This is a genomic window from Streptomyces prunicolor (genome assembly GCF_045162825.1).
GTDB lineage: Bacteria > Actinomycetota > Actinomycetes > Streptomycetales > Streptomycetaceae > Streptomyces > Streptomyces prunicolor.
Genome location: NZ_CP108676.1, coordinates 8,568,451 through 8,583,452, shown reverse-complemented (window position 1 = coordinate 8,583,452; position 15,002 = coordinate 8,568,451). Strand labels below are relative to the sequence as shown.

Here is a 15,002-nt window from a genome sequence, read left to right as displayed (position 1 = left end):
TTGTGCCGTAGGGGGAAGGAAACAGGGGGGAAAGAGAACGATGGAGATCATTCCGCGGTGGACGCTCACTCCGATGCCAGGTGTGGCGGAGTACGAAGTGTCCCTGCCCGACGGGCTGTTCATCGAGCCCGCCGCATTGAAAGCGGCCCACGCGAAGGTGCTCGGCGCACTGTCCGGTGAACCCGCCGAGGAGGACCCGGCGTTGCAGGTGAGCGTCACCGGCCGCACGCTGCGGCTGCGGTACCGCACCGAGGTCCTGGACGCCGGGGCCGCCGCCCGCATCGCGGGCTATCACCTCACCGCGCTGACCGAGCCGGACCGACCGATGCTGCTGTCCGACGCCGAACTTCGGTTCCAGCTCGACGAGTTGGCGGGCCCGCACCGCGAGCTGCCGGACCGGCGGGTGCACGAGCTGTTCGAGGACATGGTGGCGGTGTGCCCGGACGCGGTAGCCGCCGTGCAGGGCGAGCGGCAGTGGACGTACCGGGAGCTCAACTCCCGGGCGAACCAGCTGAGTCGGGCGCTGCTCTCCCGGGGACTGACCCGCGAGGGTGTCGTCGCCGTGGTGCTGGAGCGGAACCTGGACTGGATGGCCGCCGTGCTCGCCGTGTTCAAGGCGGGCGGGGTGTATCTGCCCGTCGAGCCGCACTTCCCGGCCGACCGGGTGGCGAGGGTGCTCGAACGTGCCGGGTGCGAGCTGGTGTTGACCGAGCGCGGCAGCGACGGCGCGCTGGGCGACCCGTCCGACCGCACGCTCTACGTCGACGAGGCGTACGCCGAGGGGCATTCCGACGGCGACCTCGGGATCGCGGTCTCACCCGGTCAACTCGCCTACATCTACTTCACGTCGGGCTCGACGGGTGAGCCCAAGGGCGCGATGTGCGAGCACGCGGGGTTCCTCAACCACGCGTTCGCCAAGCTCGACGACCTGGGGATCGGGGCCGGGCAGGTGGTCGCGCAGACCGCGCCGCAGTGCTTCGACATCTCCCTGTGGCAGCTGGTCTGCGCGCCGCTCGTGGGCGGGCGGACGCTGCTGGTGGGGCAGGACGTGATCCTGGACGTGGCGCGGTTCGTCGACACGATCGAGGCGGGGCGCGTGAACGTGCTCCAGGTCGTGCCGTCGTATCTGGAGGCCGTGCTGGCCGAGTTGGAGCGGCAGCCGCGTGAACTCCCCGATCTGCGCTGTGTGTCGGTCACCGGGGAGGCCGTGAAGAAGGAGCTCGTGGACCGCTGGTTCGCGGCCCGCCCCGGGGTGCGGCTCGTCAACGCCTATGGCCTGACGGAGACTTCGGACGACACCAACCACGAGGTGATGGATCGCGCGCCGGACGGCGACCGCGTCCCGCTCGGCCGGCCCGTCGCCAATGTGCGGGTGTACGTCGTCGACGAGGATCTGGTGCCCGTGCCGCTGGGGGCGCCCGGCGAGATCGTGTTCTCCGGTGTGTGCGTGGGCCGGGGGTACGTCAACGATCCCGAGCGGACCAGGGCGGCGTTCACCGAGGACCCGTACCGGCCCGGTGAGCGGCTGTACCGCAGCGGTGATCACGGGCGCTGGCGGCCGGACGGCAAGCTGGAGTTCCTGGGGCGCCGGGACAGCCAGGTGAAGATCCGCGGCTTCCGTATCGAGATCGGCGAGATCGAGAACGCGCTGCTGCGGGTGGACGGGGTGCGGGACGGCGCGGTGGTCGTCGTGCGCGGGACGCAGCTGGTGGCGTTCTGCACCGGCCCGCTGCCCGTCGACGCCGGCGCGGTGCGGTCCACGCTCGCCGAGTCGCTGCCCGCGTACATGGTGCCGTCGGTCGTGCACTGGCGGGCGAGCCTGCCGTTGACCGCCAACGGCAAGACCGACCGCCGGACGCTCACCGCGCTCGCCGGTGACCTGGACGCCGTAGGAGACGGGCCGGGCACGCCCGCCGAGCGTCGGCTGGCGGCGGCCTGGGCGGTGGTCCTCGGCATCCCGGCCGAACGGATCGGCCGCCAGGACCACTTCTTCGACCGCGGCGGCACCTCGCTGGCCGCGGTGAAGCTGGCGGTGGCCCTCGACCGGGCGATCAGCCTCAAGGACGTCACCCGTCACCCGGTCCTCGCGGACCTGGCCGGACTGCTGGACCCGCCGGTCTCCTCCTGAGACCAGCCGCACCCCCGGCCGAATGATCGACAGCACCACCGAAAGGAACACCGAGATGTCGCTCTCTTCCGCGACTCTGCTCAACTCCGTCGCCCTCAGCCCGGACAGTCCACCGCTGCTGCACGCCGACGTCGGTTCGGACCCGGTCGGCTGGGCCGCCGGGCACCGTGCGGCGCTGCGGTCCGTCGTCGCCGAGCACGGCTGCGTCCTGGTCCGCGGTCTCGGCCTCGCCGACCCGGCCGGGGCCGAGACCGTCTTCCGACGGCTCACCGACTCCCTGATGGCCGACCGCGAGCCGTTCGCGCCCCGCCGTACCTACGCGGAGGGCGTGTACTCCGCCACGAAGTGGCCGACCGACCAACCGATGTGCCAGCACCACGAGTTGAGCTACGCCCTGGACTTCCCCGGCCTGCTGCTCTTCGCCTGCCTGGAGGCACCGACACAGGGCGGCGCGACCCCGGTCGCCGACGCCGAGGCCGTCCTGCAGTCACTGCCCGCGCCGCTCGTGGAGCGGTTCGAGCGGGAGGGCTGGATGCTGACGCGGACGTACCACGAGGAGATCGGGGCGTCGGTCGCCGAGGCCTTCGGCACCGACGACCGTTCCGTCGTGGAGCGCTACTGCCGCACCCAGGGCATCGAGTTCGCCTGGCAGCACGACGGTTCGCTGCGCACCCGGCAGCGCCGCGCGGCCGTGCTCCGCCACCCGGTCACCGGACGCCGCTGCTGGTTCAACCAGATCGCGTTCCTGAACGAGTGGACGATGGAACCCGAGGTCCGCGAGTACCTGGTCGACGTCTACGGCGCCGACGCGCTGCCCTTCAACACCCGCTTCGGCAACGGCGATCCGATCGACGCGGGCATCGTGACGACCATCAACGAGGCCTACGACCGGCACGTGCGGCGCGAGCCGTGGCGGTCGGGGGACCTGCTGCTGGTGGACAACATCCGTACCGCGCACGGCAGGGAGCCGTTCGAGGGGCCGCGCGAGGTGCTCGCCGGGCTCGGCGATCCGGTGCGCCTGAGCGACCTCGCCCCGACGGCCGGCGGGAGGGCCGCATGAGCATCGACACACCTTCGTTCTCCGTCATCAGTGGCGAACAGGTCCAACAGGCCCTGACCGGGCGGGAGTCGGAGATCGGCGCCCTCGTGGAGGCCACCTACCGGCTGCACGGCGCGGGCGACTCGGTGAACCCGCCGTCGTTCTTCCTGCGCTTCCCGGACCGCCCGTCGTCCCGGATCATCGGGCTGCCCGCCTCGCTCGGCGGATCGCAGCGGGTGGACGGCCTGAAGTGGATCTCCAGTTTCCCGGGGAACACCGGGTCGGGGCTGCCCAGGGCCTCGGCGGTGCTGATCCTGAACGACCCGGACACGGGCTATCCGTATGCCTGTCTGGAGAGTTCGGTGATCAGCGCGACCCGTACGGCGAGTTCGGCGGCGCTCGCGGCCGACAAGCTCAGCCAGGGTCGTGAACGGCCGCTGCGGGTCGGATTCATCGGGACGGGCCTGATCGCCCGCTACATCCACACCCATCTCCGCGCCACCGGCTGGGAGTTCGAGGAGACGGGGGTGTACGACCTGTCCGCGGAGAGCGCGGAGGGGTTCCGGGGGTATCTGGAGCGGTCGGGGGCTCCGGGGCGACTCACGGTGCACGACAAGGCCGAAGGGCTCATCCGCTCCAGCGACTTGGTGGTCTTCGCGACCGTTGCCGGCTCGCCGCATGTGCACGATCCGGCCTGGTTCGACCACCATCCGCTGGTCCTGCACGTGTCGTTGCGGGATCTCGACCCGGCGATCCTGCTCGCGTCCGCGAACTTCGTGGACGACGTCGAGCACTGTCTGAAGGCCGACACCTCACCGCACCTGGCCGAACAGGCCACCGGTGGGCGGGAGTTCATCGACGGCACGCTGGACGACGTCATGACAGGCCGCGTGAGCGTACCGACCGACCGGACGGTGGTGTTCTCGCCGTTCGGCCTGGGGGTGCTCGATCTCGCGGTCGGCAGGTTCGTCCACGACGAAGTGGTTCGAAGGGGCGAACTCCACGTCGTCGACGGCTTCTTCCACGAGCTGCGCCGGTACGGCTGACGCAGATCGTGGCGCACCACTAGGGGGAAAACAAACATGGCTGTAATTTCCGATCCCGCGGAGTTCAACGAGGACGACCTGTACGTCGACCTGCGGGCAGCGCTGGAACTGCCGCTCTATCTGAAGTGCGAGGGGTTCAACTTCGCCGGCTCGGTCAAGCTGAAGGCCGCCACCGAGATGGTGAACGCCGCCGAGCGGGCCGGCATCCTGCGGCCCGGCTCGGTGCTCGTCGAGTCGTCGTCGGGGAACCTGGGGGTGGCGCTGAGCGTGCTCGCGGCGAGCCGCGGTTACGGGTTCCTCTGCATCACCGACAGACGCTGCAACGTGCCCACGGTGCAGCTGATGGAGGCGCTCGGCAGCCGGGTCCACGTCATCGACCAACCCGACGTGCACGGCGGTTTCCTGGGCGCCAGGATCGCGTACGTGCGGGCGCTGTGCGCCTCCGACGAGCGGTACGTATGGCTCAACCAGTACAGCAACCAAGGGAATTGGCGGGCGCACTACCGCACCACGGCACCCGCCATCGCCCGCCGGTTCCCGCAGCTGGACGTGCTCTTCGTCGGCGCCGGCACCACCGGGACGCTGATGGGCTGCGCGCGCTGGTTCTGGCAGTGGCGGCGCCGGGTGCGGATCGTCGCCGTGGACGCGGCCGGTTCGGTCACGTTCGGCGGAGAGGCCGGACCCCGGATGATCCCGGGGCTCGGCACCAGCGTGGCGCCGCCCTTCCTCGACACGTCGTACATCGACGACGTGATCCATGTCGAGGAGCCGGACACCGTGGCGACCTGCCGTCGGCTGGCCGCGCGGGGCTTCCTGTTCGGCGGGTCCACCGGCACGGTCGTCAGCGGGGCCGAGCAGTGGCTCGCCCGCAACGGCCGGCACGGCACCACAGCGGTGGCGATCGCTCCTGACCTGGGCGAACGCTATCTGGACACGGTGTACCGCACTGGCTGGCTGGAGGAGGAGATGCCCGAGACCGCGATGCTGGCGGCCATGTCCCGCTCGGCCTGACGTCGGCGGGGGTTGTGCCAGGGTGGATCTCCACAGCACCGCGCAGTGGAGATCCAGACCACCACCGTCCCCACGGGTAGGTTCCAGCCATGGCACGCACCACCCACACCGTGACGAACCAGACTCCCCCACTGGTCGGATACGACGTCTTCACCGCCGACCGCGTTCTGACGGAGGCGGTAGAACGGCACACCGAACCCGGACTGCTGGACGAGGTCCGCGGCGACCTGTCCGCACTGGGCCGCGCCGCCGGCTCGGCCCAGGTCCAGGAGTGGGGTGCGCAGGCCAACGACAACCCCCCGGGCCTGCGCACCCACGACCGTTACGGCCATCGGATCGACGAGGTCGAGTTCCATCCGGCTTGGCACCGGCTGCTCGGCAAGGGCGTGGCGGCCGGACTGACCAGCGCCTGGAACCGCCCGTCCGGGCATGTCCGCCGGGCCGCCGGACTGCTGGTCTGGACCCAGGTCGACGCGGGCAACGTCTGCCCACTGTCGATGACCCACGCGGCGGTGCCCGCCCTGCGCGCCGACCCCGCGCTCGCCGCCGAGTGGGAGCCCCGGCTCACCTCCCTGGTCTACGACCGTGAGCTGCGGCCCGCCCACCTCAAGGCCGGGGCGGTCTTCGGGATGGGCATGACGGAGAAGCAGGGCGGCAGCGATGTCCGCGCCAACACGACGGAGGCGCGCCCGCTCGCCGAGGACGGGACGTATGAGCTGACCGGCCACAAGTGGTTCTGCTCGGCGCCGATGTCCGACGGTTTCCTCGTGCTGGCGCAGGCGCCCGGCGGGCTGACCTGCTTCCTGGTGCCCCGGGTGCTGGCGGACGGCACCCGCAACGTGTTCCTCCTCCAGCGGCTCAAGGACAAGCTGGGCAACCGGTCGAACGCCTCCGCCGAGGTCGAGTTCGACGGCACCTGGGCGCGCCGGGTCGGCGACGAGGGCGACGGGGTGCGGACCATCATCGGGATGGTCGCGGCGACCCGGCTCGACTGTGTGCTCGGCTCGGCCGGTCTGATGCGGCAGGCCGTCGCGCAGGCCGTCCATCACACCGTCCATCGCGAGGCGTTCGGCGGCAGGCTCTTCGACAAGCCGCTGATGCGCAATGTGCTGGCCGACCTCGCCCTGGAGTCGGAGGCGGCCACCACGCTCGCGCTGCGGCTCGCGGCGGCCTACGACGACGGTGGCGAACAGGAGCTGGCGTTCCTGCGGTTGGCGGTCCCGGCCGCCAAGTACTGGGTGACCAAGCGCTGTTCGCCGGTCACGGTCGAGGCGGCCGAGTGCCTGGGCGGCAACGGATACATCGAGGAGTCCGGACTCCCGCGCCTGGTACGGGAGTCGCCGCTCAACTCGGTCTGGGAGGGCGCCGGGAACATCCAAGCCCTCGACGTGCTGCGGGCGTTGCAGCGCGAGCCGCAGGCCCTGAACGCCTTCCTCGTCGAGGTCGGCCGGGTGCGCGGCGCCGATCACCGGCTGGACGGGGCGATGAAGAACCTGCTCGCCGAGTTCGCCGACCTGGAGGGCATCGAGGGCCGCGCCCGGCGCGTGGTCGAGCGGATGGCGCTCGTGCTGCAAGGGGCGCTCCTCGTGCAGTACGCGCCGCCGGAGGTCGCCGACGCGTTCTGCGCCTCGCGGCTGGGCGGGGACTGGGGCGCCACCTTCGGGACCCTGCCGCCGAGTCTGGACCTGACGTCGATCGCGGAACGGGCCCTGCCGACAGCCTGAACCGCACCGGCACAACGCGAGGGTGGTGCTGCGCCGACACGGCACCACCCTCGCAGCTGGGACAAGTCTCAGCCACCGTACGGCTGTTCACCAGGGTTGCAGAGGGTTGCAACTTGGTGGCCACTGTGTCCGGACTGTCTCCCTCCGTCACCGCGGAGCGGCACTATGAGACCAACAGTCGATACGAGAACCTCAGTCGACACGAGAACACCGTCGATATGAGAACAGCAGTCGAATACGGGACCGGAGAGAAGGACCCATGGCGAACCCGCCCGCCGGCCTGTCACGGCGCGCCACCGTCGACGCGGCGCGGACGGCCCGGATGCTGAGCGAAGCCCGGCACACCCCACCCTCCCCACCGCGCGCCCGCACCGCACCGCGCCCGGTGATCGAGGAGTCCTGGGAGCGCGCGTTACGCGGCGGGACCCACCCCGACCACGATCTGCGGACCGGGCTGCTGTCGCGCGAGGAGGTCGAACGGCGGCGCGGCACAAGCCCGTTGAGACACGTCCTGCCGGTGCTGCGGGAGGGCCTGGTGTCGGTCGCGGACGCCGCCCACCACATCGTGCTGGTCGCCGACGACGAGGGCCGCGCGCTGTGGCGGGAGGGCAGCGCCGCGGTGCTGCGCAAGGCCGACGAGGTCGGCATCGAGGTCGGTACCGACTGGCGCGAGGACGTCGTCGGCACCAACGGCGTGGGCACCCCGGCGGTCGTACGGCGGCCCGTGCAGGTCTTCGCCGGGGAGCATCTCTCGCGCGCGTTGGCCTCGTTCACCTGCGCGGGCGCCCCGATCACCGACCCGAGGGACGGCCGGCTGATCGGTGTCGTCGATGTGAGCGGCCCGCTGGAGACCATGCACCCGGCCACCCTCGCCTGGGTCGACTCGGTGGCCAAGCTCGCCGAGGCCCGGCTGCGCGAGCTGCATCTGACCTCGCTGGAGCGGCTGCGCGCGGTGGCGGCTCCGATCCTGCCCCGCATCGGCGGCCGGGCCCTGGTGGCGGACCGGGACGGCTGGACGGCCGCGGTGACCGGAATGCCGTACGTGAGGCGGATCGCACTGCCCAAGTCGCCCTCCGGGGGCCGACGTTGGCTGCCGTCGCTCGGGCTGTGCGCTCTGGAGCCGCTGGCCGGGGGCTGGTTGATCCGTGCCGCCGACGAGCCGGTGCCCGGTGCCACCACCCGGATCGTCCTCGACCTGACGCTGCCGCGCCGCTGGTCGGTGACGGCCTTCGGCAGCGCGGGCTCCTGGACCCATGAACTGAGCCCGCGGCACGCCGAGTTGCTCTACCTCCTGGCCCTGCACCGCACCGGCCGCAGCGCCGCGGCCCTGGCCGAGGACATGTTCGGCGACCCGGGCCGCACGGTGACGGTGCGCGCGGAGATGTCGCGGGTACGGCGCTATCTCGGGGCGTTCCTGGAGCACCGGCCGTACCGCTTCCGTGAGGACGCGGAGGTCGAGGTGCTGTGGCCGGAGGACCCGCGGGAGTTGCTGCCGCACTCGACGGCGCCGGGGGTGGCGAGGGGACGGACGTCGGCCGAGGTGCCGTAGCGGAGGTGGCGGAGCGGACCCGGTTCCGTGGCGCGGCGTAGCGGACAGGTGGCGCAAATGACACGTCCGGCAGCATCTTCCGCATATTTGCAGGGTCTTACCCATGGGGCGGCCAGTACTGCCGTAGCATCCACCTACGGGCCACCCCACCTGCTCCCTGGTCAACGCACGGATCACCAGGCGCAGTTGGCTCGCCTCGGGAGGACACTATGAGTGCACGTGGGCGACATCGCCGGCGCAGGCGGGGCAGGGCGCTGCGCGCCGTGCTGACCGGGGCCGCGCTCGGCCTCACCGCGGCCGCGACGATGATCAGCGCCTCGCAGGCGACGGTCGGTTCCGATCCCGGGGCGCTGAAACCCCTCACCTCGGCCTCCGACCTCGGCGCGTTGCAGCTGCGGGAACACCTGGAGCCACAGCAGTCCCTGGATCGGCTTGCCTCGGCGATGGGCCGCCCGGTCGGTGTCGACGCCGTCCTGAAGAGCGCCGACCACACCCTGCGCGACGCCGCGGACTGCACGACCGACGAGAAGTCCGCGCTGCCCGTCGAACCGGCGGCCACGCGCGCGTACTGCTGGGACAGCGGCGACGCGGCCGACCCGGCATGGACGCCCAGCTCGGTGACCACCTCGGGCGACGCCGACGAGGACGGCTGGTGGGGCTCGAACCGGGTGATCCTCTCCGGCTGGAGCGCCACCTCCCGCGGCCTGGCCCGGGTGGGCTTCGTGAACGCCGCCGACCCCGCTCATCTCACGTACACCTGGGCCCTGTTGGCCGTACCGACCGACGGCGGACGTGACTATCGGGGGCTCGTCTCCAAGATCTCCGGCATGGTCTGGTACCAGGACAAACTCCTGGTCACCACCAGCGGCGGGACCCGAGACGCCCTGTACGTGTACGACATGAACCGCATCCAGCGCACCACGGTGACCGCCTCCGCGGTCGGCCGGGTGCGTGAGGGCTGGTCGGCGGCCGGGTACCGGTATGTGCTGCCCGCGATCGGGTCGTACCGACTGGCCGGCGGCAAGGCGGCCGTACGGCCCGCGGGTCTGTCCCTGGACCGGAGCACGGTTCCGGACAGTCTGGTCGCGAGCGGGGCGAAGCACCTGTGGCGCTACCCCTTCAGCCTGGACCCGGCGCGTCCGGGGCTGCTCGCCACCGACTCGGCGGGGCGCGCGCTGCCCGAGGAGGCGTACGCGACGAAGGTCGACGGCTCCGGGGGCGTGCTCGCGGTCGGGTCCGCCTGGTACATGGGCGGCGCGGCCGGGGCGGACGGCGGCCGGGGCTCGATGTGGCGCCAGGACACGCACGGCGCCACTGCCACCGAGTGCGGGGCCGACGAGACGCACCGGTGCTGGAGCGCGCAGAGCGACTCCCTCTCCTACTGGCAGGAGACCGGCGAGGTCTGGTCGGTTTCCGGCCGGATGCTGTTCGCGCTGCCGCTGAACTCGATCGACAGCTCCCTCGGTTGATCCACTGATCGACAGATCCCACGGTCGGATGATTCCCTGACCTGCATGACGAACATCCCGGTGACCACCTGGTCCCTGGAGCAGACCGACCCGAGCGACCTCCTCCCGGCCATCGCGCCGGAGGGGGACGTGCGGATCGCCCGCTCCGAGGTGCCCTCCCCCGAGTTCAGCCGCTATCTGTACGCGTCCGTGGGCGGGGACATCCTCTGGATCGACCGGCTGCACTGGACGTTCGCGCAGTGGCAGGAGCACCTGGACCGGCCGGGCGTGGAGACCTGGGTCGTGTACGACCGGGGCACACCCGCCGGGTACGTGGAACTGGAGCCGCAGGACGACGGTGTCGTCGAGATCGTCTACTTCGGCCTGATCCCCGCCTTCCGCGGCCGCCGCCTCGGCGGCCACCTCCTCGCGTACGGCGCCGCCCGCGCCTGGGACCTCGCCGACCGCTGGCCGGGGCGGGCGCCCACCAAGCGGGTCTGGCTGCATACCTGCAGCCTGGACGGCGTGCACGCGATGGACAACTACCAGCGCCGGGGCTTCAAGCTCTTCGACACCCAGGTCGAGGAGGTGACTCAGGCGCCCACCCCGGGCCCCTGGCCGGGCGCCTACCGCGCCTGACCTGCGCCGACAAGACGCCGTGCGCAGCTTGTGACCGACGACACCCTCGTCTCGCATATCGAGACCAGGGTGTCCGCATGGCGGACGAAGCTGGACTGTGTCCAGAACGCCGTGACACGCTTCCGTCATGTCCGGAACTGGAATTGCCTTGGTGAGTCGGCGCCACGTCGACCTCGGCCGCATGTCCAGCGCCATCTGTCCGGCCGTCTAGCCGAGCCGCAGCACCGCCGGATTTCCCCGTATCTGCCTCATACTGCGCAAAGACGCGCGCGTATGCCCGCATGCGCCCGTACACGCAGGTCAGAGCCGATCACCCGCCTGTCCCGGAGGACGTAGAACCATGGCCGCCACCCCCGAGAACCCTGCAGCCGCAGCGCCCCGCCGCAAGGTGAGCCGTCACCGCGGTGAGGGTCAGTGGGCCGCCGGACACTTCACCCCCCTCAACGGCAACGAGCAGTTCAAGAAGGACGACGACGGTCTCAATGTGCGGACACGCATTGAGACGATCTACTCCAAGCGCGGGTTCGATTCGATCGACCCGAACGACCTCCGCGGGCGTATGCGCTGGTGGGGGCTGTACACCCAGCGCAAGCCCGGGATCGACGGCGGCAAGACCGCGATCCTGGAGCCGGAGGAGCTGGACGACAAGTACTTCATGCTGCGCGTCCGGATCGACGGCGGCCGACTGACCACGGACCAGCTCCGCGTGATCGGTGAGATCTCGCAGGAGTTCGCGCGGGGCACGGCCGACCTCACCGACCGGCAGAACGTGCAGTACCACTGGATCCGCATCGAGGACGTGCCCGAGATCTGGAACCGCCTGGAGGCGGTCGGTCTCTCCACCACCGAGGCCTGCGGCGACACGCCCCGCACCATCCTCGGTTCACCGGTCGCGGGTATCGCCGAGGACGAGATCATCGACGGCAGCTCGGCGATCGACGAGATCCACAGCCGCTACATCGGCACCAAGGAATTCTCCAACCTGCCGCGCAAGTTCAAGACGGCGATCTCCGGCTCCCCGCTCCTGGACGTCGCCCACGAGATCAACGACATCGCGTTCGTCGGCGTCAACCACCCCGAGCACGGCCCCGGTTTCGACCTGTGGGTCGGCGGCGGTCTGTCCACCAACCCGAAGATCGGCGTCCGGCTCGGCGCCTGGGTCCCGCTGGACGAGGTCCCGGACGTCTGGGCCGGCGTGATCGGCATCTTCCGCGACTACGGCTACCGGCGGCTGCGCACCCGCGCCCGCCTGAAGTTCCTCGTCGCCGACTGGGGCCAGGAGAAGTTCCGCCAGGTCCTGGAGGACGAGTACCTCAAGCGCAAGCTCGTCGACGGCCCCGCCCCCGCCCAGCCGGTGGCCCGCTGGCGCGACCACGTCGGCGTCCACCGCCAGCAGGACGGCCTGTTCTACGTCGGTTTCGCCCCGCGCGTCGGCCGCGTCGACGGCACCACGCTCACGAAGATCGCCGAGCTGGCCCAGGCGCACGGCTCGGGCCGACTGCGCACGACCGTCGAGCAGAAGATGATCGTGCTCGATGTGGCGGAGGACCAGATCGACTCCCTGGTCGAGGGCCTCGAAGCGCTCGGCCTCACCGCCAAGCCCTCCCCCTTCCGGCGCGGCACGATGGCCTGCACCGGCATCGAGTACTGCAAGCTCGCGATCGTCGAGACCAAGCAGCGCGGCATCACGCTCATCGACGAACTCGAGCGCCGCATCCCGGAGTTCGACGAGCCGATCACCATCAACATCAACGGCTGCCCGAACGCCTGCGCCCGTATCCAGGTCGCGGACATCGGTCTCAAGGGCCAGTTGGTCCTCAACGACCAGGGCGAGCAGGTCGAGGGCTTCCAGGTACACCTCGGCGGCGCCCTCGGTCTGGAGGCCGGTTTCGGCCGCAAGGTCCGTGGCCTGAAGGTCACTTCGGAGGAACTGCCCGACTACGTCGAGCGGGTCCTCACCCGGTTCCAGCAGGAGCGCGAGGACGGTGAGCGGTTCGCCGCCTGGGCCACGCGTGCCGGCGAGGAGTCCCTCACATGAGCGAGCGAGCGGCTCCCTTCTACTGCCCCTACTGCGGCGACGAGGACCTGCGCCCCAGCGAGCAGGGTCATGGCGCATGGGAATGCGCGGCATGCAATCGGGCCTTTCAGCTGAAGTTCCTCGGGCTCCTCGCCCGAGGGCTCCGGCAGACCGACGCAGGGGGAGACGAGATATGACGACGACTCAGAAAGCGCGCCCCACCGACGACTTGAAAGCCCTGGCCGAGCAGGCGGGCCGCGATCTGGAGGACGCCTCCGCGCTGGAGATCCTCCAGTGGGCGGTGAAGACCTTCGGCAAGCAGTTCTGTGTGACCTCCTCGATGGAGGACGCGGTGGTGGCCCACCTCGCCTCCCGCGCACTGCCCGGCGTCGACGTGGTGTTCCTCGACACCGGCTACCACTTCCCCGAGACCATCGGCACCCGCGACGCGGTCGAGGCCGTGATGGACGTCAACGTCATCACGCTCACCCCGCGCCAGACCGTCGCCGAGCAGGACGCCGAGTACGGCCCCCGACTCCACGACCGCGACCCGGACCTGTGCTGCAAGCTGCGCAAGGTGCAGCCCCTGGAGCAGGGCCTGACCAAGTACGCGGCCTGGGCGACCGGGCTGCGCCGCGACGAGTCCCCGACCCGGGCGAACACCCCGGTCGTCGGCTGGGACGAGAAGCGCCGAAAGGTCAAGGTCTCCCCCATCGCCCGCTGGACCCAGGACGACGTGGACGCATACGTCGCCGAACACGGCGTGCTGACCAACCCGTTGCTGATGGACGGCTACGCGTCCGTCGGCTGCGCGCCCTGCACCCGCCGGGTCCTGGAGGGCGAGGACGCGCGCGCCGGCCGCTGGGCGGGGCGCGGGAAGACCGAGTGCGGGCTGCACGAATGACCATCACCGAGAAGGAGTCGCACGTGACGACCGGAGCCACCGTCTGGCTCACCGGACTGCCGAGTGCCGGCAAGACCACCATCGCGTACGAGCTGGCCGACCGGCTGCGCGAGGAGGGCCACCTCGTCGAGGTGCTCGACGGCGACGAGATCCGCGAGTTCATCTCCGCGGGCCTCGGCTTCAGCCGCGAGGACCGGCACACCAACGTGCAGCGCATCGGCTTCCTCGCCGAACTGCTCGCCCGCAACGGCGTGTTGGCGCTCGTCCCGGTCATCGCGCCGTACACCGACAGCCGCGAGGCCGTCCGCAAACGGCACCAGGAGAGCGGCGCCGCCTACGTCGAGGTGCATGTGGCGACCCCGGTCGACGTGTGCTCCGTACGCGATGTGAAGGGTCTCTACGCCAAGCAGGCCGCCGGTGAACTGACCGGGCTCACCGGGGTCGACGACCCGTACGAGGAGCCCGAGTCGCCGGACCTGCGGATCGAGTCGCAGCACCAGACCGTGCAGGAGTCGGCAGCGGCAGTCCACGCGCTGCTCACCGAGAGGGGACTGGCATGACGGCGACCGTCGCCAAGACCGACGAGGGTACGGACACCCCGTACGCCCTCTCGCACCTGGACGCCCTTGAGTCCGAGGCGGTGCACATCTTCCGTGAGGTGGCGGGTGAGTTCGAGCGGCCGGTGATTCTCTTCTCCGGCGGCAAGGACTCCATCGTCATGCTGCATCTGGCGTTGAAGGCGTTCGCACCGGCGGCCGTTCCCTTCACGCTGCTGCATGTGGACACCGGACACAACTTTCCCGAGGTGCTTGAGTACCGGGACCGTGTGGTTGCCGCACATGGGCTGCGGCTCCATGTGGCCTCCGTACAGGACTACATCGACCGCGGTGTGCTGCGCGAACGCCCCGACGGGACCCGGAACCCGCTCCAGACCCTGCCGTTGACCGAGAAGATCCAGAGCGAGAAGTTCGACGCGGTCTTCGGTGGCGGCCGTAGGGATGAAGAGAAGGCGCGCGCCAAGGAGCGGGTGTTCTCGTTGCGGGACGAGTTCTCGCAGTGGGACCCGCGACGGCAGCGCCCCGAGCTGTGGAACCTGTACAACGGGCGGCACGCGGCCGGTGAGCACGTCCGCGTGTTCCCGCTGTCCAACTGGACCGAGCTGGACGTCTGGCAGTACATCGCCCGCGAGGGCATCGACCTCCCGCAGATCTACTTCGCGCACGAGCGTGAGGTGTTCGCGCGGGACGGCATGTGGCTGACCGCCGGTGAGTGGGGCGGGCCGAAGTCGACCGAGACGGTCGAGAAGCGGCTCGTCCGGTACCGGACCGTCGGTGACATGTCCTGCACGGGTGCCGTCGACTCCGAGGCGGTGACGCTGGAGCAGGTCATCACCGAGATCGCCGCCTCCCGGCTGACCGAGCGGGGCGCCACGCGTGCCGACGACAAGATGTCCGAGGCCGCGATGGAAGACCGCAAGCGCGAGGGGTACTTCTAACC

General features: G+C 70.7%; 14 protein-coding genes. All 14 read left to right on the top strand.

All coding sequences use genetic code 11. The features are described from left to right. Window positions 1-40: 40 nt before the first annotated feature. Window positions 41-2,128, top strand: coding sequence for a non-ribosomal peptide synthetase (locus OG588_RS39030; RefSeq protein ID WP_405951337.1), 2,088 nt, complete (start codon window positions 41-43; stop codon window positions 2,126-2,128). Window positions 2,129-2,183: 55 nt separating this feature from the next. Continuing rightward, window positions 2,184-3,188 (top strand): TauD/TfdA family dioxygenase, encoded by a 1,005-nt coding sequence (locus OG588_RS39025; protein ID WP_366092768.1) that lies wholly within the window; start codon window positions 2,184-2,186, stop codon window positions 3,186-3,188. Continuing rightward, window positions 3,185-4,213, top strand: coding sequence for a 2,3-diaminopropionate biosynthesis protein SbnB (gene sbnB, locus OG588_RS39020; RefSeq protein ID WP_405951336.1), 1,029 nt, complete (start codon window positions 3,185-3,187; stop codon window positions 4,211-4,213). The genes OG588_RS39025 and sbnB overlap by 4 nt, the downstream gene beginning before the upstream one ends. Before the next feature lie 36 nt (window positions 4,214-4,249). Beyond that, window positions 4,250-5,224 (top strand): 2,3-diaminopropionate biosynthesis protein SbnA, encoded by a 975-nt coding sequence (gene sbnA / locus OG588_RS39015; protein ID WP_405951335.1) that lies wholly within the window; start codon window positions 4,250-4,252, stop codon window positions 5,222-5,224. 89 nt (window positions 5,225-5,313) lie between these two features. Continuing rightward, entirely contained in the window at window positions 5,314-6,948 is a 1,635-nt protein-coding gene (locus tag OG588_RS39010; protein WP_405951334.1) for an acyl-CoA dehydrogenase family protein, read from the top strand. A 259-nt stretch (window positions 6,949-7,207) separates the two neighbouring features. After that, a complete protein-coding gene (locus OG588_RS39005) occupies window positions 7,208-8,497 on the top strand; it encodes a GAF domain-containing protein (protein WP_405951333.1) in 1,290 nt (429 codons plus the stop codon). A gap of 209 nt (window positions 8,498-8,706) precedes the next feature. Then, window positions 8,707-9,966: a hypothetical protein gene (locus OG588_RS39000; RefSeq protein ID WP_405951332.1), complete on the top strand. Its 1,260-nt coding sequence runs from the start codon at window positions 8,707-8,709 to the stop codon at window positions 9,964-9,966. A gap of 45 nt (window positions 9,967-10,011) precedes the next feature. Next, window positions 10,012-10,584 (top strand): GNAT family N-acetyltransferase, encoded by a 573-nt coding sequence (locus OG588_RS38995; RefSeq protein ID WP_405951331.1) that lies wholly within the window; start codon window positions 10,012-10,014, stop codon window positions 10,582-10,584. A 127-nt stretch (window positions 10,585-10,711) separates the two neighbouring features. Beyond that, complete coding sequence (locus OG588_RS38990; protein WP_317774501.1) at window positions 10,712-10,795, top strand: putative leader peptide; 84 nt, start codon at window positions 10,712-10,714, stop codon at window positions 10,793-10,795. Between the two features lie 129 nt (window positions 10,796-10,924). Beyond that, entirely contained in the window at window positions 10,925-12,622 is a 1,698-nt protein-coding gene (locus OG588_RS38985) for a nitrite/sulfite reductase (RefSeq protein ID WP_405951330.1), read from the top strand. Beyond that, the gene (locus OG588_RS38980; protein ID WP_033281522.1) at window positions 12,619-12,798 is read left to right on the top strand and encodes a hypothetical protein; all 180 of its coding nucleotides are present in this window, start codon (window positions 12,619-12,621) and stop codon (window positions 12,796-12,798) included. Before OG588_RS38985 ends, OG588_RS38980 begins: the two co-directional genes overlap by 4 nt. Further along, window positions 12,795-13,505, top strand: a complete 711-nt coding sequence (locus tag OG588_RS38975) for a phosphoadenylyl-sulfate reductase (protein WP_405951329.1) — start codon at window positions 12,795-12,797, stop codon at window positions 13,503-13,505. The genes OG588_RS38980 and OG588_RS38975 overlap by 4 nt, the downstream gene beginning before the upstream one ends. Next, window positions 13,502-14,065: an adenylyl-sulfate kinase gene (gene cysC / locus OG588_RS38970; RefSeq protein WP_405951328.1), complete on the top strand. Its 564-nt coding sequence runs from the start codon at window positions 13,502-13,504 to the stop codon at window positions 14,063-14,065. The genes OG588_RS38975 and cysC overlap by 4 nt, the downstream gene beginning before the upstream one ends. After that, entirely contained in the window at window positions 14,062-15,000 is a 939-nt protein-coding gene (gene cysD / locus OG588_RS38965; protein ID WP_405951327.1) for a sulfate adenylyltransferase subunit CysD, read from the top strand. Before cysC ends, cysD begins: the two co-directional genes overlap by 4 nt. Window positions 15,001-15,002 lie beyond the last annotated feature (2 nt).